General features: G+C 39.8%; 17 protein-coding genes and 1 tRNA gene. 9 read left to right on the forward strand and 9 right to left on the reverse strand.

Going from position 1 to position 18,605, the window contains the following annotated elements; translation table 11 throughout:
• Positions 1-68: 68 nt before the first annotated feature.
• On the reverse strand, positions 69-272 hold the full coding sequence (locus ACK8HY_RS05225) for a hypothetical protein (protein WP_077433121.1): 204 nt from the start codon (positions 270-272) through the stop codon (positions 69-71).
• A 14-nt stretch (positions 273-286) separates the two neighbouring features.
• A complete protein-coding gene (locus tag ACK8HY_RS05230; protein WP_416132963.1) occupies positions 287-943 on the reverse strand; it encodes a response regulator in 657 nt (218 codons plus the stop codon).
• A gap of 229 nt (positions 944-1,172) precedes the next feature.
• Between ACK8HY_RS05230 and ACK8HY_RS05235 the strand changes: the two genes are divergently transcribed.
• Positions 1,173-1,388 (forward strand): hypothetical protein, encoded by a 216-nt coding sequence (locus ACK8HY_RS05235; protein ID WP_416132964.1) that lies wholly within the window; start codon positions 1,173-1,175, stop codon positions 1,386-1,388.
• 147 nt (positions 1,389-1,535) lie between these two features.
• Here the strand turns inward: ACK8HY_RS05235 and ACK8HY_RS05240 are convergent, their stop codons facing one another.
• Positions 1,536-2,096: a DUF4230 domain-containing protein gene (locus ACK8HY_RS05240; protein WP_416132965.1), complete on the reverse strand. Its 561-nt coding sequence runs from the start codon at positions 2,094-2,096 to the stop codon at positions 1,536-1,538.
• Positions 2,097-2,297: 201 nt separating this feature from the next.
• On the opposite strand from ACK8HY_RS05240, the gene ACK8HY_RS05245 reads away from it, so the two are divergent.
• From ACK8HY_RS05245 to ACK8HY_RS05265, 5 genes are all read left to right on the forward strand, one after another.
• A tRNA-His gene (locus ACK8HY_RS05245) sits at positions 2,298-2,371 on the forward strand.
• A gap of 141 nt (positions 2,372-2,512) precedes the next feature.
• Positions 2,513-3,241 carry a DUF72 domain-containing protein gene (locus ACK8HY_RS05250; RefSeq protein WP_416132966.1) on the forward strand — a complete coding sequence of 243 codons (729 nt, stop codon included), beginning with the start codon at positions 2,513-2,515 and terminating at the stop codon, positions 3,239-3,241.
• 89 nt (positions 3,242-3,330) lie between these two features.
• Positions 3,331-3,849 (forward strand): ferritin-like domain-containing protein, encoded by a 519-nt coding sequence (locus ACK8HY_RS05255; RefSeq protein ID WP_416132967.1) that lies wholly within the window; start codon positions 3,331-3,333, stop codon positions 3,847-3,849.
• A gap of 514 nt (positions 3,850-4,363) precedes the next feature.
• Positions 4,364-6,559, forward strand: a complete 2,196-nt coding sequence (locus ACK8HY_RS05260; RefSeq protein WP_416132968.1) for a hypothetical protein — start codon at positions 4,364-4,366, stop codon at positions 6,557-6,559.
• 208 nt (positions 6,560-6,767) lie between these two features.
• A complete protein-coding gene (locus tag ACK8HY_RS05265) occupies positions 6,768-7,652 on the forward strand; it encodes an SDR family oxidoreductase (RefSeq protein WP_416132969.1) in 885 nt (294 codons plus the stop codon).
• A 209-nt stretch (positions 7,653-7,861) separates the two neighbouring features.
• On the opposite strand, the gene ACK8HY_RS05270 is transcribed toward ACK8HY_RS05265, so the two are convergent.
• From ACK8HY_RS05270 to ACK8HY_RS05280, 3 genes are all read right to left on the reverse strand, one after another.
• Complete coding sequence (locus ACK8HY_RS05270; RefSeq protein ID WP_416132970.1) at positions 7,862-8,362, reverse strand: RNA polymerase sigma factor; 501 nt, start codon at positions 8,360-8,362, stop codon at positions 7,862-7,864.
• 515 nt (positions 8,363-8,877) lie between these two features.
• The gene (locus ACK8HY_RS05275) at positions 8,878-9,219 is read right to left on the reverse strand and encodes a helix-turn-helix domain-containing protein (protein WP_416132971.1); all 342 of its coding nucleotides are present in this window, start codon (positions 9,217-9,219) and stop codon (positions 8,878-8,880) included.
• A gap of 590 nt (positions 9,220-9,809) precedes the next feature.
• A complete protein-coding gene (locus ACK8HY_RS05280) occupies positions 9,810-12,056 on the reverse strand; it encodes a TonB-dependent siderophore receptor (RefSeq protein WP_416132972.1) in 2,247 nt (748 codons plus the stop codon).
• 97 nt (positions 12,057-12,153) lie between these two features.
• Here ACK8HY_RS05280 and ACK8HY_RS05285 point away from each other — a divergent pair, with 97 nt between their 5' ends.
• Positions 12,154-13,164 (forward strand): helix-turn-helix domain-containing protein, encoded by a 1,011-nt coding sequence (locus ACK8HY_RS05285; protein WP_416132973.1) that lies wholly within the window; start codon positions 12,154-12,156, stop codon positions 13,162-13,164.
• A 16-nt stretch (positions 13,165-13,180) separates the two neighbouring features.
• Here ACK8HY_RS05285 and ACK8HY_RS05290 read toward each other — a convergent pair whose 3' ends face one another.
• From ACK8HY_RS05290 to ACK8HY_RS05300, 3 genes are all read right to left on the reverse strand, one after another.
• Positions 13,181-13,891 carry a hypothetical protein gene (locus tag ACK8HY_RS05290; RefSeq protein WP_416132974.1) on the reverse strand — a complete coding sequence of 237 codons (711 nt, stop codon included), beginning with the start codon at positions 13,889-13,891 and terminating at the stop codon, positions 13,181-13,183.
• Positions 13,892-14,004: 113 nt separating this feature from the next.
• On the reverse strand, positions 14,005-14,271 hold the full coding sequence (locus tag ACK8HY_RS05295) for a hypothetical protein (RefSeq protein ID WP_416132975.1): 267 nt from the start codon (positions 14,269-14,271) through the stop codon (positions 14,005-14,007).
• 39 nt (positions 14,272-14,310) lie between these two features.
• Positions 14,311-16,116 carry a serine hydrolase gene (locus ACK8HY_RS05300; RefSeq protein WP_416132976.1) on the reverse strand — a complete coding sequence of 602 codons (1,806 nt, stop codon included), beginning with the start codon at positions 16,114-16,116 and terminating at the stop codon, positions 14,311-14,313.
• A 508-nt stretch (positions 16,117-16,624) separates the two neighbouring features.
• Here ACK8HY_RS05300 and ACK8HY_RS05305 point away from each other — a divergent pair.
• Together ACK8HY_RS05305 and ACK8HY_RS05310 are read left to right on the forward strand one after the other, a co-directional pair.
• The gene (locus ACK8HY_RS05305; protein WP_416132977.1) at positions 16,625-16,813 is read left to right on the forward strand and encodes a hypothetical protein; all 189 of its coding nucleotides are present in this window, start codon (positions 16,625-16,627) and stop codon (positions 16,811-16,813) included.
• 80 nt (positions 16,814-16,893) lie between these two features.
• A complete protein-coding gene (locus ACK8HY_RS05310; protein WP_416132978.1) occupies positions 16,894-18,576 on the forward strand; it encodes an FISUMP domain-containing protein in 1,683 nt (560 codons plus the stop codon).
• The last annotated feature ends 29 nt before the right edge of the window (positions 18,577-18,605 follow it).

Below are 18,605 nucleotides of genomic sequence, written 5' to 3' on the forward strand. Positions count from 1 at the left end.
CCAGTTATAAGGAACATAACTGAACTCCGTATTTTTTATTTACACACTTAGTGGGACAGTCCCTTTCTTTATTTCCTTTTCTCTTTGGGCCGGTCCGTAGGATCATTTGGCATATCATTCAGTTGGTCAACCTGCGGATCCACTCCCGCTTCAGCGTCTCCCCTATCCTTATGATCCACATCTTTTAACACTTCACCATCGGTACCAAGTTTCACTTTTTTCTTTTTCTCCATTTCTTTTCCAACCAGTCTATTTTCATTTTTTGTCGCCATAACTATTTATTTTATTAATGTAAAAGCATATTATGAAAACCGAATCTGACCAATTCAGCTGTATTTCTCGTTCTCGTTTTTTCGATCAGGCGCTGCCGATGTCCTTCCACTGTACGTTTACTTAAAAATATACGGTCAGCGATCTCTGCATTGGTATAGCCTTCTGAAATCAATTCAAGCACAGCCAATTCCCGTTCAGAGATATCATATTTAGTCATTATAAACCCTTTATCCGGATTATTTTCCATGTATAGTCTGTAATTCTCTATACAGGAAAGGCCTAATGAAACACTTAGGTATTTCTCTCCGTTCGCAATCTGGCGAATCCCAAAGACGACCTCATCAGCGGAACTATCTTTGACGAGATAACCGTCTCCGCCAGCACGTAACACTTCAAAAACTGTCTGTATATCGTTCATCATCGAAAGGGCAAGTACTTTGATTTGCGGATATTTTTCCTTGATACGTCCTATGAATGTGATGCCATTCATTTTTTCCATTTTCACGTCCGTTAAAATGATATCCGGGAGCTTATTTTGTGCCAACAAATCCAAAGCTCCTTCCGCGCTCTCGACATCAGCCAATACAGCCATATCTTTTTGAGTTTCCAAAATTAGTCGAAAACCATTTCTCACTAAATGATGGTCGTCTACAAGTATTAACTGTATCATAATTTCCAATTTACATGAACTTATTATCTATACTAATAGGAACATAAGTAAACTGTAAAAAGTTTTTTACAAAAATATATCAACGTATAGAGCTACTAAGACGGGGGGTTATCGAATAGATAATCAAAAAAACTAAAATTTAAAAAATTAAACGACTTTTGAGATGGAGCTGTTCTATTAATACAATGCCTGCTCAACAGCGCGCAACAGATTAATAAATGTAATCCTTATGAAGAAGACAACGAAAGCCTTTATGGCGACATCAGCCATTCTATTCGCAATTTACGGATGCAATGGTAAAACCACTGATCAGAAATCCAGTGAATTAATGCGTGATTCTGTACCAAATGACACGACAACAATCCAGTATAGAGATACGAATTCAAGGGAATCGCGAGGTGATATTCCGCCTACGCCACAACCAGACACATCTGCAAAAAAATAAAACGATATGGTTTTGATTATTGTTCATCCAGTGATAATAGCATAATTATGTGCTCTTCCGTCGGGAGACGGCCGGAGATAGATTTATTGTAGGAAGCTAGACACCTCCGTGTCTAGCTTTTTTTATTTTACCCAACAAGCAGTGAATTTATTCGAATGTCAGGTTGATTTTTGAAAATCCCAATCCTTGTAATAATGGTTTAAAGACCGTAGTTGCGTTTGCTTTGGTCTGCTGCAGAATATCGGATTTTTTCACATCATCGGCTACCGCTTTTTCAGCAGTTTTATAGGCTTCATCAACCAGTTCTGCCTCTCTTAGGAAAGCCATCTTCGTATCATAGACTTTTGAGGCCTCGTGGTCAATCTTGATGTAACAAATTTCCGGTGCTGGCAGTTTAATCGAAACAGAGTCTCCGACCACCTTAATATCCTCGGGTGTCAGTTTTGTTAAATTAACACAACCAACGGCATCAGCCTTCACAATAAGCAAAACGCTAGCCGTAGGCAAAAAAGTATTGATGTTTTTATGTTCTACGACATCGCTGTAACGGTATTTGACCAATTCCAATTTCCCCATGGCTTCAATACGGTCCACCAAAAGCTGGTGTTTACTTTCCACTCTGGGTCCACTGTTATACTTTTGATAAACAAACCAAGCCCCCACTGCCAAAATGGCTACGATAATTAAAAATTTTAAAAATTTTCCCATAAATAGTAATGTACAAATAATAGACCAAGGTCCAATAATGGATATTTGCAGCGAAAATATTACGCGAATATTATCTTTTACCGCCTTATCATACCATCTGATAAAAATATACCATTTGATAGACAATTGTTTAATTAAAAAGTTTAAAAAACATTTGGAAGATAGGGCGTATAATACTACTTTTGTGACATCAAAATCACGGTAGGTATAGCTCAGTTGGTTAGAGCACTAGATTGTGGTTCTAGGGGTCGTCGGTTCGAGCCCGATTACTTACCCAAAAAGGCAGATCATAAAATGATTTGCCTTTTTTAATTTATAGGGCATCATTTCAACAGCCTTTTATTCCTAATCTTTATTTTTTGCCAACCATTCAATTGATAGCCCTGTTCATTTCCTGTAAGCTTAACAATACGAAGATGAAAAAGGGAAAGATTTATGTAGGAACATCAGGTTGGCATTATAAACATTGGAAAAACAGGTATTATCCGGCGGGGCTTAAGAACGAAGACCTGTTGAATTATTATTCGAAACATTTCTATTCCGCAGAGATTAATAATTCATTTTATAGGTTACCTACAACGGGAATGTTTGAAAACTGGTATAAACAGGTTCCTGAGGACTTTGTGTTTGCGGTAAAAGGTAGCCGCTTTATCACACATTTGAAAAAACTTCACGTCGAACCTGCGGACATCGACCAATTTATCGAAAGGGCGTCTTCCCTGAGGGAAAAACTAGGACCTATCCTATTTCAATTGCCACCAAAATGGCGGGTTAATCCAGAACGTTTGGCGTATTTTCTAAAATTGTTGCCTGCCGATCACAGGTTTGCATTTGAGTTTCGAGATCATTCCTGGAATGTGGCAGAAGTTTACCAACTACTTGAGCAGCACAATTGCGCCTATTGCATTTATGACCTTGCTGGATATCAAAGCCCACGACTGCTGACGGCAGATTTTGTTTACATTCGTCTGCATGGTCCAGGAAACAAATATGAAGGGAGCTACACAAGGGAAAATTTAAAAGATTGGGCGGACTACTGCACACACTATCAAAAAGAAGGAAAAGATATTTACCTCTATTTTGATAACGACCAGCAGGCTTTTGCGCCCGCCAATGCACAGACAATACGAAATTTTTTGAAATAAAGCATTTCAATTAAAAATGATTTTAAAAAGAATCAAACCAACACTTTTCTAGCGATGTTCCCTTTATGAAATTATAAAATATTAAAATTATGGCAACATCAACGCAAAACAATCAACAAATGCCAAATGCGCATTTACATGAGTTATTCGTAGACGAGTTAAAAGATATCCTGGGTGCGGAGAAACAACTTTTGAAAGGTCTTAAAAAGTTGAGCAAGGCAGCCGAGAGCGATGAGCTGAAGCAAGCATTTGATCAACACTACAACCAGACAGAAGGCCATGTTGAACGTTTAAAAGAGGTCTTCTCCAGTATGAATATGAGTGCAAGAGGCAAAAAATGCAAGGCAATGGAAGGTTTGTTAGAGGAAGCTGACGAGATTATCGACAGTTTTGAAGGCGACCCTGCATTGGATGCAGCACTTATTTCGGCTGCACAAAAAGTAGAACATTATGAAATTGCCAGCTACGGCTGTTTGGTGACTTATGCAAAACTTATGGAGCATAGCGAAGCTGAACAACTGCTCCAACAGACCTTGGACGAAGAAAAACAAACAGATAGCCTGCTGACAGATATCGCGATCTCCAGCGTTAACGAGTCTGCATCCTAACGATTAAAAATGCCCGAATCTTCGGGCATTTTTAATTTTAATTCTGACCTCTCCTTAAGCGCAAAAAAGACGGAACAGCAAGGTGTTCGTTTCCTCCCAAAATAGTGCATCAAATTTTGGCATCGCAAGGTTTATTTTATGTAGTAAAGAAGCCAACAAGACTTTAATCATTTCAAGCCATAAATAATAGCTATGCCGATGCCCAAGGTGTTCGAACCGAAGCGGTATAAAAGAAAATAGCTAGGTTGGAAAGAACCTAGCTAAAAAAAACTTTCTTCATGACTGGGACAAGCAGTCTTCACTAAAAGGACAAGAACTAACATGTGTTTGTTTGCACTAAATTATTTTTCTTTAAATAGCTAACAGTTTATATTAATATATCTTCCATTTGACAAACCATATATCTCTCACTCGCGAGATTTGAAATATTTAATAAAACTTTTGCTGGAGCAGCACGCTTCATCAGCTAGTTGGGAATAATAGGCCAAAGAAAAGAAGCTTTAATTTTGATACTATGATAAACCCTGTTACACCATGGATGGCAACCGTTCAAGCAGATATCGGTAGACATACGCATATATGTGAACTGTCTATTGAAAATTACAATATCAAACTATTCAATACCGGAGATTCCATATGGTTAGTTTCCACCTGGCCAAATGGTGGGCGGATCGCCTTCAGACTGGCCTTTGGAATGAATAGTAACTTTGAAAAAGTAAATATCGACGAGAAGCCTAATGAAATTCTTGTAACCGCTACCACGCGATTAGGATACTATCGTATGACTATATCGATTCCTGCTAATGAAAAAGCAGTATTTCGTTATACAACCAGCTTTCGGGGAAACTTACCAATATTGATACCCTTCTGGCCACGGGATATCGCTCCTCTTACCAAGGAAGGGAATGTCCAAAATACGGCCGGTATTATTCATACACATCAAGTAGGAACAAGGTCGGGCCAGCTTTATTTTAGCATGACCAAGCCGACTGTCGGTTCGGTGTTTTATTTCCAAAATCTGACGGCAATATCGGCATATTGCCAGGCAACCGAAGCGTCCCTTCGGGAAACTGTAGGTGGGAACTGGCCAGAGATAGGTTTCCAGCTTCCCATAAACGCTCAAAAGCCGCTTCCAGCGGATACCGAATATATCCTATCCGATGCATTTGTTTTGTTGGACCAGCATATCCCCGTAGCGGATAATGACATTGCTACAAAATTTCTCGATCATTTATCCAGCATTTATACCCTCATACCAAAACCCCAACCAAAATATCATGACTGGATAGCGATCGCCAAGAATGTAATGAACGATCTCTATCATAATAAGGGCTGCTGGACTCAAACCAATGGTATTCCTTTTCTAAATGCCTATGTAGCAGATTACGAAACCCCTAGTGAAATTATGGTGCAATTGGCCGTACTTTTGCCATTACAGGAATATTTGACATGGGATGGTTCTGATCATCCGCTTTTTAATGATCTGGATAGCGGACTGAACGTGTTTTACGACGAACAGCTAAAAACTATTGTACGCTGGCATCCAGCACTCGAAGACAAGCTCGACAAATCCGAGGAACAGAAACGTGAAATGGTAATGGATTCCTGGTATCTTCACCATCCGCTGTTGAATCTTGCGCGATTGGCATTACGGGGTGCGCAGACGGCAAGAAAGCTTTTTTTGGATTCAGTGGATTACGCTATTCATGTAGCCAAACATTTTGAATATAACTGGCCGGTGTTTTATAAAATGACGACCCTGGAAGTATTAAAAGCGGAAACTTCGCCTGGGAAGGGCGGTGAAAAAGATGTTCCGGGTTCCTATGCTCATGTGATGCTGATGGCTTGGCACCTAACAGGCGAAAAACGATTTATTCGTGAGGCCGAAAAAGCCTTAAAAAGCCTGGATGGCTTGGCTTTTGACATCTTCTATCAGGCCAATAATACCACCTTTGCTGCAGCCGCATTGGTCGAAATGTACAAAGAAACGGGAGAATCACGCTACTTAGAATTGAGTTACTGCTGTCTGGCAGGTATATTTAAAAACTGCCAGATTTGGGAATGTGATTACGGATATGGGCAAAATTTCCCCTATTTTTTTGGCATTTTTCCATTAAATGATGCGCCATATACAGCCGCTTATGAAGAATTGGAAGTGTTTGCAGCCCTTCATCATTACCTGGAGGTCAGCAATGGAATAGAAATTCTTCCCGCTTTAAAAATACTTATTCCAGAATTTATTAAATATGCGCTGGATAGGTTAGCTTACTATTTTCCACCAATGTTACCTCGTGAAATAATTTCGGAGGATGTTAAGACGGGAGAAGTTCAAAATGATCTATGGATTCCCCTTGAAGATCTCCACGACGGCTGGGAAAAAAACGGAACCGTTGGTCAGGAAGTATACGGCGCGGGTCTCGCCTTTGGGATTGTTCCGCGACAATATTACAGGCTAGCTGATCCAGATATACTTATCTTTATAGATTATCCGGTCACAAACTTTCAGACCAGCAAAAGGTCAGCCTCATTCGATCTGACGGGCAGTTCTCGATTCAAGTGTACGATCAGGCTGATCCGCACTTCCCAAATAGGGCTTTCAACATTTGAAGTCAGACAGAAAAATAAATCCAACTATCAGACCATTAAAGAAAAATCGCCTGACCTGTTTGAGCTAGCAGGAACGGGTACAGTACGGATAACCTGGAAATAACGCATTACTATTCCATCACTTTCATATTGATCCGGTCAACTGCCAGGGTTAAATTTTTCGAAAAAATAATCGAAAAAGCCGCCTATGCCGGTGATGACTCGATTGCCATCAAATAGAAATGACGATTAGGTTTATAATTTTTATGAACTATTTCGAATTTCCTGCGGTTCTTTTTAGCGAGAGATAAGTTAAACTTAAAATCAATACTATGACACAATTTAAAAATCCACACACGAAATATCCAGTTCCACCTTTTCCTAAACAAGAACAACAGGTGCCCGGCATTGAAGCCGAAATGAAGCCTTTGGCCGATCATGGTGAAGAAAGCTATGTCGGCAGCGGAAGGCTTAAAGGGGCCCGCGCCATCATCACTGGTGGAGATTCAGGGATAGGCCGCGCGGTAGCCATTGCCTATGCGCGTGAAGGGGCAGATCTAGTAATTAGCTACGGCTATGATATGGAGGACGGAGATGCCGCCGAGACTGCCCGTCTGGTGGAAAAAGTTGGTCGCAAAGCCATTCTTTCCAAAGGTGATTTACGGGACGAAACCTATGCTAACGAACTTATCGATCTCACTGTTCGAGAATTGGGAGGAATAGATATTCTTGTCAATAATGCCGCATACCAGATGGCCCATAAAACGCTGGAGGAGCTGACCTCCCAAGAATGGGACCGCACCTTTGAAACGAATATTCGCAGTATGTTTTATTTATGTAGGGCAGCCGTCCCGTATATGGAGGCTGGGAGTTCGATCATCAATACAGCCTCCGTCAATTCCTATCATCCCAACGCCGTGCTACTCGATTATGCTGCAACCAAAGGCGCCATTCAGAATTTCACCGCCAATCTTGCGCAGATGCTTCTCGAGCAGGACAAAGGAATTCGTGTCAATGCGGTTGCTCCCGGTCCGGTGTGGACCCCCTTGATCCCTTCAACGATGCCCGAACCTGAGAATTTCGGGAAGGACAGCCCTATCAAAAGACCCGCACAACCGGCCGAAATTGCGCCGGCTTATGTATTCTTGGCCTCTGAAGAGAGCAGTTATATCGCTGGAGCCACAATCGCTGTTACAGGCGGGAAAATTGCGATGTAAAGAGTATTTGTATTGTCCAACCCCTTATCGGGTTGGCAATTATTTTATCTTTTCGCTTCTACAGCGAAATAAGCAAGTCGCTATAAGACGGTTACAGAACGTATGAAAGTGTGAATTACTAAAAAATCAAACAACAACAAGGGAAGCCTTTAGTGGAGTCCACGCGCTGAAGTTTGATTTCACTTTATAATGATAAGATAAACGAAAAGTTAATTCAATTTATATAGTTTAAGCTGCTTCTGTAATTTTTTACGGGATACATGAATCCGCGTCTTTATCGTTCCTTCTGGCATATTAAAGTAATGGGCAATCTCATGGTATTTATAACCTTCCAAAAACAAGCGGAAGATCTCATAGTTTTCAGGTGTTAACTTACACATCGCTTTTTCAATATCTTCTGCCATAAATTTATTAACTTCCTTATTATGGACTATATTATTGGAGCTTTCTAAAGCAACATATGTATCCTGAATTTCATCAACGCGTTTTGTCTTACGGTACTTATTAATATAAACATGTTTCATAATCACATACAACCAGCTCATTAATTTAGGATGCTGTACAAACTTATCGAGAGATTTTAGGGCCCGGATCCAAGTCTCTTGAATCAGATCTTCCTTTTCATCCGGATCGGTGGTAAATTTTGTTGCAAAGTGATTTAACATACCTCTTTTTTCATTAATCAGTACATTTAAATTGTAGTTGTCCATAACTTATCCTCTCTTTTGTTTAAATTGATATTATTAAGGTTGATCTGTACATGGTACTACAAGAAGGGTGCTAATAGTGAAAGTATGTATCAATAGAAATATGACTTTCAGCAGTTTAGCGTAGTTATACGTTTTATCATAAAAGTTAGTAAGGAGAAGGTTTTATATTTATTTTAGGGTATTTTATTTACAATTATTTAATAAAAACAACTAAATTGAAAAAACGCAAATTAGGTAATAAACCCTAGCGGTAATGTTAGAAATACCTTATTATAGTACAAAAATCAAAGATTGTGGCTGCGAGCAGTGTAGCTTTTTGCAGACTCTCCACATGCCTGCCGAGGAGCGTTGATTTGATTGGTTAAAGTACAGCCTGCTCACGATGAAGGATTAGAAATTCAGATAGTCTTAAACCTGATTTTAGGATTAAAAACCCTTAGTTCACAAAAGGAAGCTGTGAACCAAAGGGTGACGAAAGGTGCAATGGGTAGTAGGTAGCCCTATTGGATAGCCAGCTATTTTTCATACTTAAGTGCCCTATACTGGCTAGGAGTCATACCAGTGCTCGATTTTACAAACCGTGTCAATGTCGATGCCGAAGCAAAGCCATACTTGTCACACAGGGTTTTCATGCGAATTTCCGTTGTTGTCAAATCTTTCTTAATGCGCTCCACTATAAAATTCCGTAAAAACTTTGCAGGAGATAAACCCAATATATCAGCGGATATTCGCTCTAATTCCAACTTCGAAATATTGAGCTTGGACAAATAAAAATCCAATCGTTTGTGTTTATGAAGATACTGCTCAATAAGCGTTTTAAATTCAAGGATTGTTTCTTCTTCATTTTTTTTTTCCAAATGTCTTCCGTTAATTATCATAGCTATAAATTTTGTTGTAATCCAATCTATACCTTACTGCTACAGTAACTCAATAGATTCTTCGTTGGCAATAAAGTTAGTATTCACCTTGCGTTTAGATATAGGACGAAAACCTCAATTAATAGAACAAAAACAGGAAATAATAGTACAATTGATGACTACATTCAGATTTTACCCGAAATACGCGGATTCGAATCCCCTACTCTTCAACTTCGCCTTTAAAATTGCTCCATCAACCCCATCTTCTAGGGTAACCAAAATGATTTGTATTTAGTACCTCTGGTACTCGGTTTTCGGTATTTACTCCCATACAACGAGGGCTGTTCCCTAGGCCAGAGGTAGCGCTTGTCAAGCCTTGATAAAGCCGGTCATTTATTAAAAGGCCTGTGCCTCTACGCTCCCATGAGATTGCATAGGAATTGATTCTTTTTGTCCTGATTAAAACCTGTAAATAATTATAATAACCACTGCAGGATCTGTAACAAGAGGTAGAAAAATAAGGGTGCCAATTTTTAGGGCACCCTTAGGTAAGATTTAGGAAAACAAATTATTAACGTATCCTGTTTTCATTAGAACTTATAGGCGAGATTTAACCTGAACCCCTGCGGGTTGACCACCCGCCATCCATAGTGGGTATAGCCCCAGGCTCCGGGATAGAAACCGACGTAATTATAGCGGTTTGTCACATTATTGACCAGAAGTGCAATGTGATAGTGATGTTTTTGATAGGACGCCCCCAAATCTATAGATAACAAATCATCAGGTAGGTATTTGTGATCCTGTACAACTGGCCAGGTCGCACGCTTGGCCTGATATTCGTACCCTGCGGAAAATCCAAGGCCTTCTAAACTCCCTTCTGTAATGGTATATTTTATCCATGCATTGCTAATATGACGGGCTGTACCGTATAACATTCCACCGATCTTTTTGGGATCTTTATCTTTCGTAACCTTGGCGTCAGTATAGGCATAATTGAATACCAGATTCCAGTTTTTGTTAATAATCCCGTTGACATCCAATTCGATTCCCTTTGAAGTTGCTTCGCCAGATTGTTCAAACTTTCCGGGATTCTCAACTCCCGCCGCAGTAAGCATATTGGTCTTTGTCAGATGATAAGCGGTCAAATTGGTCATCAACTTATTCTGAAACCAGGTTTTCTTCAGGCCGACCTCTTTATTTCGTCCGTAGGATGGATCGGCAGTTCCCCCATTCAACAATACCCCAGTCTGTTCCTGAAATGTCTCGTCATACAACACATAGAGAGTAAACGTAGGCGTCAACAGCCCGGCCACGCTAAATCGCGGTGTAAATGCCTCATTTTTAACTTCATTACCCTTATTGGCCATAGACACTTTCTTCGTCTCCGTATACCTTAGGCCGGCGGCAATCCTCAACTTATCCTCTAAAAAATGGACTTCATCCTGAATATGGACAGAAGTATACGAATAATCCGATAGATAATTGGCGCCACGTTCCCGCAATGACTTGGATCGATCATACACTGGCAACATATCCTTGGTCAAATTGCCATAGATAGGATTATAAATATTAAAGATCACCTCTCCATCGGAATTGACCGGCAGCCTTTTGCTGGGATCGATAATACTACCGGCTTCGGACCAATCCGCCACATAGAATTTCTTGCCCATGTCTAATCCAGCAAGAATATGGTGGCTGATCTCCCCTGTTTTGAATTTACCCCGCGTAAATACCTGCCCGACAGTCGATGTATTCAATGCATCGTTTATACTGAGATTGCGTGTTACATCCCCCTTTTTTACACCATCAGCACCATCTTTTAAAGCAATCGTATTGTAATTCGCATATAGGGAAGCACCTTCCATTTCGGAACGGACATAACCGAACTGTGCCGTCAACAGCCAATCTTCGTTAAAATTATGATTAATTGTTCCGAAAATATTGTGTTCCCAAGACTTGGTCGGATCTATAATTGGATCGCTAAATGAAAAGTTCTTCTTTACCTCCTTAAAACCATCAATACCATAGGCATATTTTGCAAATCCACCCTCAAAATTATTTTGTGAGAGAATATATTCAAATATTACATTCGTATTTTCGCTGGCATTATACTTAAAGGATGGGTTCAGAACAAATTGTTCGTGAGCGACATTTTGCTGAAAATTTCCTTTCTTGGTTCCCATAACGTTAAACCGGCCTAAAAACTTACCATCACTGCTCAAGCGCCGGTCAATATCAACCGCGGCGCGTAATAAATTGTAGCTTCCCAAGTTCATTTGCGCTGTTCTTTGATTATTTCCAGACGGCTTTTTGGTCACGATATTATAGAAACCGCCAGGCTGCGTATTACCCATCATAAAGCCTGCCGGCCCCTTCACGAATTCAACACGCTCCACAAAAGCCATGTCTTCACGTAGTGGTCCAAAACTACCACTTACGTCCATCCCATTCCGAAGATTTGATGCTTGAAATCCACGTACAGCAATTCCAACACTGCCCTCTTCCTGATGCGTGATCGTTCGCACACCACTTACGTTGCGCGACAAACCTTCCGCAGTCGTTAATATCATCTGATCCTGGAGCAGACGCTGATCGATAACCTGAATATTTTGCGGTGTCACCAAAAGGTTTTCACCAAGACGTAAGGTCGAAGAAGGTATTGTTGTTCTGTTAGCAACAACGTTCGCTGTCGATAGCACATAGGATTTTGTACTATCCACCTTTATGGAGTCAACTGCAGGATTTATTTTATTCTTCCCTTTTTCTGTCTTGCCGCTTTGTGCCAATACAACAGTGGGTAAAACCAAGATGCTCCAAAGGATACTTTTCTTTAACATGTTCTATTATTTAGAATTAATATAATTAAATTTACACCGCAAAAGTAGAGCACATTTGGGCAATCAAATTTCGAATTCGGGAGAAAAACATTAGAAAATGGGAGCAATTAAAACAAATCGGGAACTGATGGATGAAGTATTATGTTTTTACGATCAGGACGCGGATGAGCAAACCGTAAAACATCTGAAAACCCCATTAGGCAGTTTTACGACAACCTATATTTACGAAAGCCCAGAATTTATCATTAGAGATTACGCATATACCTATGCTCAAGACATCACATTAACGTATAAAACTTCGACAAAAAACTATATTCAGGTCGCCTTTTTCCTGAATCAACATGTGCTAAAAGACAGCATTAACAAAAAGTACAATAGCTATCTACCGCAGCATAATTATATCTATTTCACACCATCTGAATCAGATGTGGAAATATTTTTCAGGAAAGGTATCGCTTATCGCAATTTCGATATCTATGTGGAATCTGACTATTTCCATCAGTTTGTTGCGGAAACACAGCTGATAGATTTATTTATCGCTCAGGTTGACAAGAATAATTTTGTCCGACTTGTCGAAGACGGCATTCCAATCAGTCCACAGATGCTTCATATCCTTGAGGAAATGAGATCCTGTCGCAAAAAAGGTATTCAACGACAGTACTTTATGAAAGGTAGAACGATGATCCTACTACAATTACTATTTGAATGGATCGATCAAGAAGAAACGCAAAGCGATATGAGCGGTAGTTTTGGAGAAACTGATGCCAATTTATTCTATACGATCCAGGATTTCATCGTGAAAAATACCAGAGAATTCTATACAATCGAGCAATTAGCTATCAAATTCGGTGTCAATGAATATAAACTGAAAAAGGAATTTAAGAACATATTTGGCATGGGCCTCTTCCAATTTGCAACAAAAGTACATATTCGAGAAGCAATCTCCCTATTAAAAACAACTGATCTATCCATTAAGGAGATTGCCTTCAGAACAGGATATTCTTCGCCCTCGTCCTTTTCGGTCGCATTCAAAAAGCAATGTGGCATAGCCCCCAATCAATTTCGAAAGAAAGCGGATACATATGATGAGAAAGATTCAATAAAATAAAATTTACGGCAATCTGCTATTCTTCTATCACCGGTTTATTGTTTTCACAACGTACGCCTTTGGGAGAAGCAAGTAAATTTTCACATTTTACATAGTTGGGATCCAATTTAGCCAGTCTACGAGATAAGGCTTGATGTTGACGATAAATAGCATTAAAATCCCTTCTGCTTTCGTTATTTGAATCATTTTGAAATAGTACATATTTCAATTTGCAGTCTTTAACTATCGGTAGCGCATACCAATTACTCGGGTCAGCACAGATTGGGTTAGCATAGAAAGTTTCTAATGCGCTTATATTCGTATTCAATTTTTCTCTCGTTTGCTCGAGGTTAAAATCTGATGCCAACAGTACTTTCGGAGAACCATCCATACAACCAATTCCAAAATGAGGCTCAGATTCAACCAACATAGTCAATATTGGCCGTTCATCTAATTTTCTAGCGGCCTCCAACAATGACATATACTCGGATTTCAGTTTGTTGTAGGCATTTTTTGTCTCATTACCTACGGGAAAGTATCTGTAAACAGCATTGTAACCACCATTATACCCACCAATAACACTATCAATTCGCAAACTGCTGAGATTGCTACAAGATGATGTCTTGATCAACTCCTCAATTTCAACAATTTTTTCATCAGCCTTTTTATAGAGCTCTTCGTAGGACTGATTATCTTTTTTACAAGCTGCACAAAGAACTATCAAGGAAAACAGTCGGGTTAATTTCATAATTATTTGGTTTACTTTAAAATGTGCTATTTACATCATAAGTAAAACTTATCTTCCACGCTACAAAAAATAAAAAAATATTCACATAAGTGTTATAGAGAAGTCCAATTCGCTTAATCTTCTTCCAAATAAATATTATGGACGACAAACCTAATATTTTTGCTGAATAATAGCATATCCTCGACATCATCCGAATCAATCGCATAAAGCGTATCCTGTTCTCCCCCATCCAAAAGCTCCGAATCAGGTATTAGCTCAAAAAAGGTAATCCCTTCGACGGTAGACAATTCTTCTACCTTAATATAGGAGACATCTTGGTTTTTCCAGATCGATAGAATCTCTTTGGAAAATAATTGATAGCTATTTGCATGCATTGACATATGTGCAAATTAGCAAAAAATTAGTTCATTACACTTTTATTATAAGGTTTCTAAAATCTTATTTGCTTTTTCATTTTTAGGATTGATTTCGAGCAGCTTTATATAGCACTGCTTTGCTTTGTCTCTCTGACCTGCTTTTAGATATGCTTCTGCCAGACTATCGTATACATTTTCGCTCTTTGGGTATAAAATTGTATTGACCTTAAAAATATCGATCGCTTGGGTCAATTTCTTTTGAGAAAGGAGCTCATATCCTGTGCCATTCAGAAAACCTTCTGAAAGCAAGCGATGCCCACTGTCCTCTTGTTTTGCCCGTTGATAAGCTTTAACTCCCCGTTCAAAATGACCTCCTAAAATCAGCTCCAGCGGAATCATATCGCCTGCATTAAGTTTTGGATTTCTGGCATGGATTGTTTTATCACGCAAAATCTGAACAAGCTCCTGCTTACCTGTAGCTTTATCTTTTACAAAGGCCATTTTAAAATCCCAGTCATGCATTGCGAAAGTGTCTACCCCAACTTTAATCAGTTCAACGGGTGCGTCCAGATTCTGAATAGCCATCAGTTTATCATTTTCCATATAGACTTTGATGATTCCATATTTATCAGCACGATAACGACCAACATATGAACTCAGCTCTTTTGCGCTTGACGGTAAAATTTTATTAGCTGGAGCAATGTAATTTGGCCATTGATAGGTTAAAGCGACAGCGCGAACGAGTTCGTTGACAAATAAGGGTTTGTTGGTATTTGTTAGTACAACCACCCCGTCACCACTTGTCTTGCTTCCTATAAAATAAGAACTAAAACCTTCATTCCAACCGCCATGACAAAAGTAAACCGCTCCGGCATAGTTTTCAATGAACAGCCCTAGACCGATAAAGGATTCAATGAAAGGACTGGTAAACTCTTCTGCCATCTTTTTGGAAATAACTTTACTGCTTTTGCCCGCCAATGTATGTTGAATATCAATCACAAATTTGGCGTAATCTTCAGCTGTAGACCACAATCCCGCTGCAGCTTGCTCCGGATAAACATGATATCGTCCTTCAACAGGCTTTCCATCTGCAGAATAGGCTGTGGCGGCAAGTTCTGCTTGTGCGACTGGAAGTGGTTGTGCGAATGTGCTATTCTTCATTTCCAATGGCAGCAGCACTTTCTCATTCATAATGCTTGTGTAATCTTTCCTCTCAATATCAATAAGCATCTGTTGCATCACAGTATATCCACCTCCTGAATAGCGAAAATTTGCTCCCGGAAGCTTATCGACAAAGACTGCAGGGGTATTGGCGGGCTTTTCCCCTTTCAACACCTCCACTGCCGTGGGAATAGGATCTATTACCTTATATCCTGGAAATCCACTTACCGTGAAACCAGCAGTATGGCTGACGATATTCTTGAGGGTGACTTTTCTAGTTTTGGTCCATTCGTTTTCTGGAACTTTCCATGACGTTAAAAATGAATTCACATCCGTATCTACAGCTAACTTACCAAGCTCTACTTCTTTTAACGCAGCATAAGCACTGACCGGCTTACTCATCGAAGCAACCTGAAACAATGTTTTAGTAGTGACTGGGGCCTTGGATTCAAGATCTACAACACCGTAGCTCTTACTCCAGATGATCTTGGAATCTTTGATAACAGCTATACTCACACCAGGAATATTATAAAACTTCATGCGTGAGGCAATATCCCATGATCGCTCCCCCACAAAGCGGACAGGTGGTATCAGCCCCGATTCAACAGCAGAAATTTCTTTTTGGAGCTGACTTTCGGTTTGCGCACAAGCTGTTGCGGCCATTAGGCCGAAAATAAGGGCAATAGGTAAAAATTTTATGACCTTCATAAGATGTTAAGTTTTAGATTCCGAATAATATAATTCATGTCGCTTTTTTCGGTTTTTGTTGCAAAAAAGCGGTTGATTTTCGCTTGATCTTTTACGCAATTTTCTCGATTAACTTCCTTATCAACTCGCTTGCCAAAACAGTATACCACTGTTAAACAGCGCACTAAAATATATTTATAATCAGAGATTGATCATAATCGAACACCAAATGTTCAGAATCGAACGATACGACAACCATTCCAAAATCAAATATGCAAGCTTAAATCCAAAGTAGGAAAAATCACTAGCACTAGCGATTTTTCACTATTCGGGACTTCTGTAAATTTGGAAAAAATCTACTATTATGAAAATGATATTAATCGTAGCCAATTTTCTTTGGCAAGGTCCTTTTCGTTTAATTGTGTCCTGAAATCCATATACACAGTAAAATTTATAAAATAAAACGCAGAAAGCTGATGGGACATCAGGTTACAGCGAATTAAAAAGAAAACCATTAAAAAAACGAGAAATGAGAACCGTAAATAAAAACATACTTGTCAATTTGACAAAGGAGAAGTACGAGCTACCTCAAATAAAAACCGTACATGTTAGCATGGAGGCTGAAATTGCTGCAGGTTCGGCAACAACCAAACCTAATGGCAATGTAAATACGGAGTGGCAGAACATGCCGGAAACATCAACAGACCTCGACTGGTAGCTCAGCTGAGCCTGAAGATGGGGACGCTACTTGATAAGAATAATTGACTAACGGACTTACTATTAACCGAAATAGAAAAAATGAAGAATAAGATTTTCAACAACAGATTCAATTCTATCTGCGGAATGACGGCTTTACTTTTTATTGTTTTGTTTGCCCTCGCAGGCTGCCATACAAAAGATGACCATTCTGCTGTCTCAGCAGAAAAAGCTGTGGTTAAAGTCAATATACTGGGCAACCATTATGACAACGAAGAAAGTATAGAAAAAAAATCAGCAACAGGACTTCATACCACCGATAATAACAAAGTCCAGTATCAGGAGACCGCTTTCAATGATGAATACACGCTGGTTGCAGAGCTGGCTCCGGCCTACTTGCATGAGCCTATTACGACGAAAGCAGGCACCAAAGCCAGTACAGAAACAAAACCGCTTGATCCGGGAATACGTTATAAAATGGCCGTGTATAATTCCTCCGGGGAATATGTCACTGAACGGGATTATATTCGTGGAAGCGAAAACAATACCACCCAATTGAGTTTGGATGCCGGACAAAGTTATACCTTTGTTGCTTACTCCGTAAACAGTACAACAGATCTTCCTTCGATTACTTTTGCGAATCCAGCAAACAAAACATTAACGACATCAAGTTTAGTGGGCCTTTCCGGCAGTACGGACTTTATGTATTTTAGGAAAGACAATATGGTTGTCAGTGGCAACACAGTCAATTATATAGATATCACATTGGCACATAAGATGAGCATGATCACCACAATCATTGATGCTTCGGCGACTGGATATGAGGTTACTGCCATCAGTGCTTCGATTAGCCCTCACTTTCTGACAACGACTATTCAATTATCTAATGGCGTGCCATCGCAATCGGACGAAGTCGGAAATGTTCCACTTATATTTCAAACGCTTAATACGGCAACTATTGTTTCAAATCCAGTAATCTTGAATGCCACGACCTCTACTGGTAAGCTTAACCTAGCATCTATTACAATTGGACCTCTGACCCCACAAAATATTATCTCTCTTAATAATCTGGTTATCAGCCCGGGCGTGAAATATGATCTCCGGATCCGTATCAATCCAAAAGATGTTTTCCTGGATCATCAGGGACAAAAAGCAGCGCGTATCAATGGGGTCATCTGGATGCGCTATGACTTGGGTGCCCCAGGTGCCAGCATCAACATCGACCCTGATCAGGATCCTTCAACGATGGATCTCTACGGTAATTTTTATCAATGGGGAAGAATACCAGCAATAGGAACCGCGAACTGGCCCGGTGTAACGAATTGGAGTTCAAATATTGTACAACCAGACAATGCCTGGAATAGTGGCACTGAAAATGCACCCGTAAAAACTGCAGCCGATCCTTGTCCCAGTGGTTATCGCATACCCACCAAAAGAGAAGCTGAGTTCCTGATCAACGGCACAACAGCAAGTAATATCGGGTCATGGGCCGCTAGTCAGTCTAATTACAGTGCTGCAAAAGTTCTGACCAGTATACGCAACAAAAATGTGAAATTGACTCTTCCTGTAGGTGGCCGTGTTCAAACACATGATTATGGAGGTATTTATGGTCCACTGGGCTATGAACATCGCGGACAATTTGCTTATTTCCATACAAGTTATACCGAGGGAAACAATATCTATTATCTACAGGGATCTTCTATGGATATGGTGGTAAATACACCCGGAGACAATAATGTTATGAATAAATTTCAAGCTTTTCCGATCCGTTGTGTAGCCGAATAAAGAATTTACCGCATTTTTTAATCGCCTAA

The sequence above is a fragment of the Sphingobacterium sp. NGMCC 1.201703 genome, from assembly GCF_047784615.1.
Taxonomy (GTDB): domain Bacteria; phylum Bacteroidota; class Bacteroidia; order Sphingobacteriales; family Sphingobacteriaceae; genus Sphingobacterium.

Bases quoted from the DNA above. Each gene is read 5' to 3' on its own strand.
- ACK8HY_RS05225 (WP_077433121.1), bottom strand. From the start codon at position 272: ATGGCGACAAAAAATGAAAATAGACTGGTTGGAAAAGAAATGGAGAAA.
- ACK8HY_RS05230 (WP_416132963.1), bottom strand. From the start codon at position 943: ATGATACAGTTAATACTTGTAGACGACCATCATTTAGTGAGAAATGGT.
- ACK8HY_RS05235 (WP_416132964.1), top strand. From the start codon at position 1,173: ATGAAGAAGACAACGAAAGCCTTTATGGCGACATCAGCCATTCTATTC.
- ACK8HY_RS05240 (WP_416132965.1), bottom strand. From the start codon at position 2,096: ATGGGAAAATTTTTAAAATTTTTAATTATCGTAGCCATTTTGGCAGTG.
- ACK8HY_RS05250 (WP_416132966.1), top strand. From the start codon at position 2,513: ATGAAAAAGGGAAAGATTTATGTAGGAACATCAGGTTGGCATTATAAA.
- ACK8HY_RS05255 (WP_416132967.1), top strand. From the start codon at position 3,331: ATGGCAACATCAACGCAAAACAATCAACAAATGCCAAATGCGCATTTA.
- ACK8HY_RS05260 (WP_416132968.1), top strand. From the start codon at position 4,364: ATGATAAACCCTGTTACACCATGGATGGCAACCGTTCAAGCAGATATC.
- ACK8HY_RS05265 (WP_416132969.1), top strand. From the start codon at position 6,768: ATGACACAATTTAAAAATCCACACACGAAATATCCAGTTCCACCTTTT.
- ACK8HY_RS05270 (WP_416132970.1), bottom strand. From the start codon at position 8,362: ATGGACAACTACAATTTAAATGTACTGATTAATGAAAAAAGAGGTATG.
- ACK8HY_RS05280 (WP_416132972.1), bottom strand. From the start codon at position 12,056: ATGTTAAAGAAAAGTATCCTTTGGAGCATCTTGGTTTTACCCACTGTT.
- ACK8HY_RS05285 (WP_416132973.1), top strand. From the start codon at position 12,154: ATGGGAGCAATTAAAACAAATCGGGAACTGATGGATGAAGTATTATGT.
- ACK8HY_RS05290 (WP_416132974.1), bottom strand. From the start codon at position 13,891: ATGAAATTAACCCGACTGTTTTCCTTGATAGTTCTTTGTGCAGCTTGT.
- ACK8HY_RS05295 (WP_416132975.1), bottom strand. From the start codon at position 14,271: ATGTCAATGCATGCAAATAGCTATCAATTATTTTCCAAAGAGATTCTA.
- ACK8HY_RS05300 (WP_416132976.1), bottom strand. From the start codon at position 16,116: ATGAAGGTCATAAAATTTTTACCTATTGCCCTTATTTTCGGCCTAATG.
- ACK8HY_RS05305 (WP_416132977.1), top strand. From the start codon at position 16,625: ATGAGAACCGTAAATAAAAACATACTTGTCAATTTGACAAAGGAGAAG.
- ACK8HY_RS05310 (WP_416132978.1), top strand. From the start codon at position 16,894: ATGAAGAATAAGATTTTCAACAACAGATTCAATTCTATCTGCGGAATG.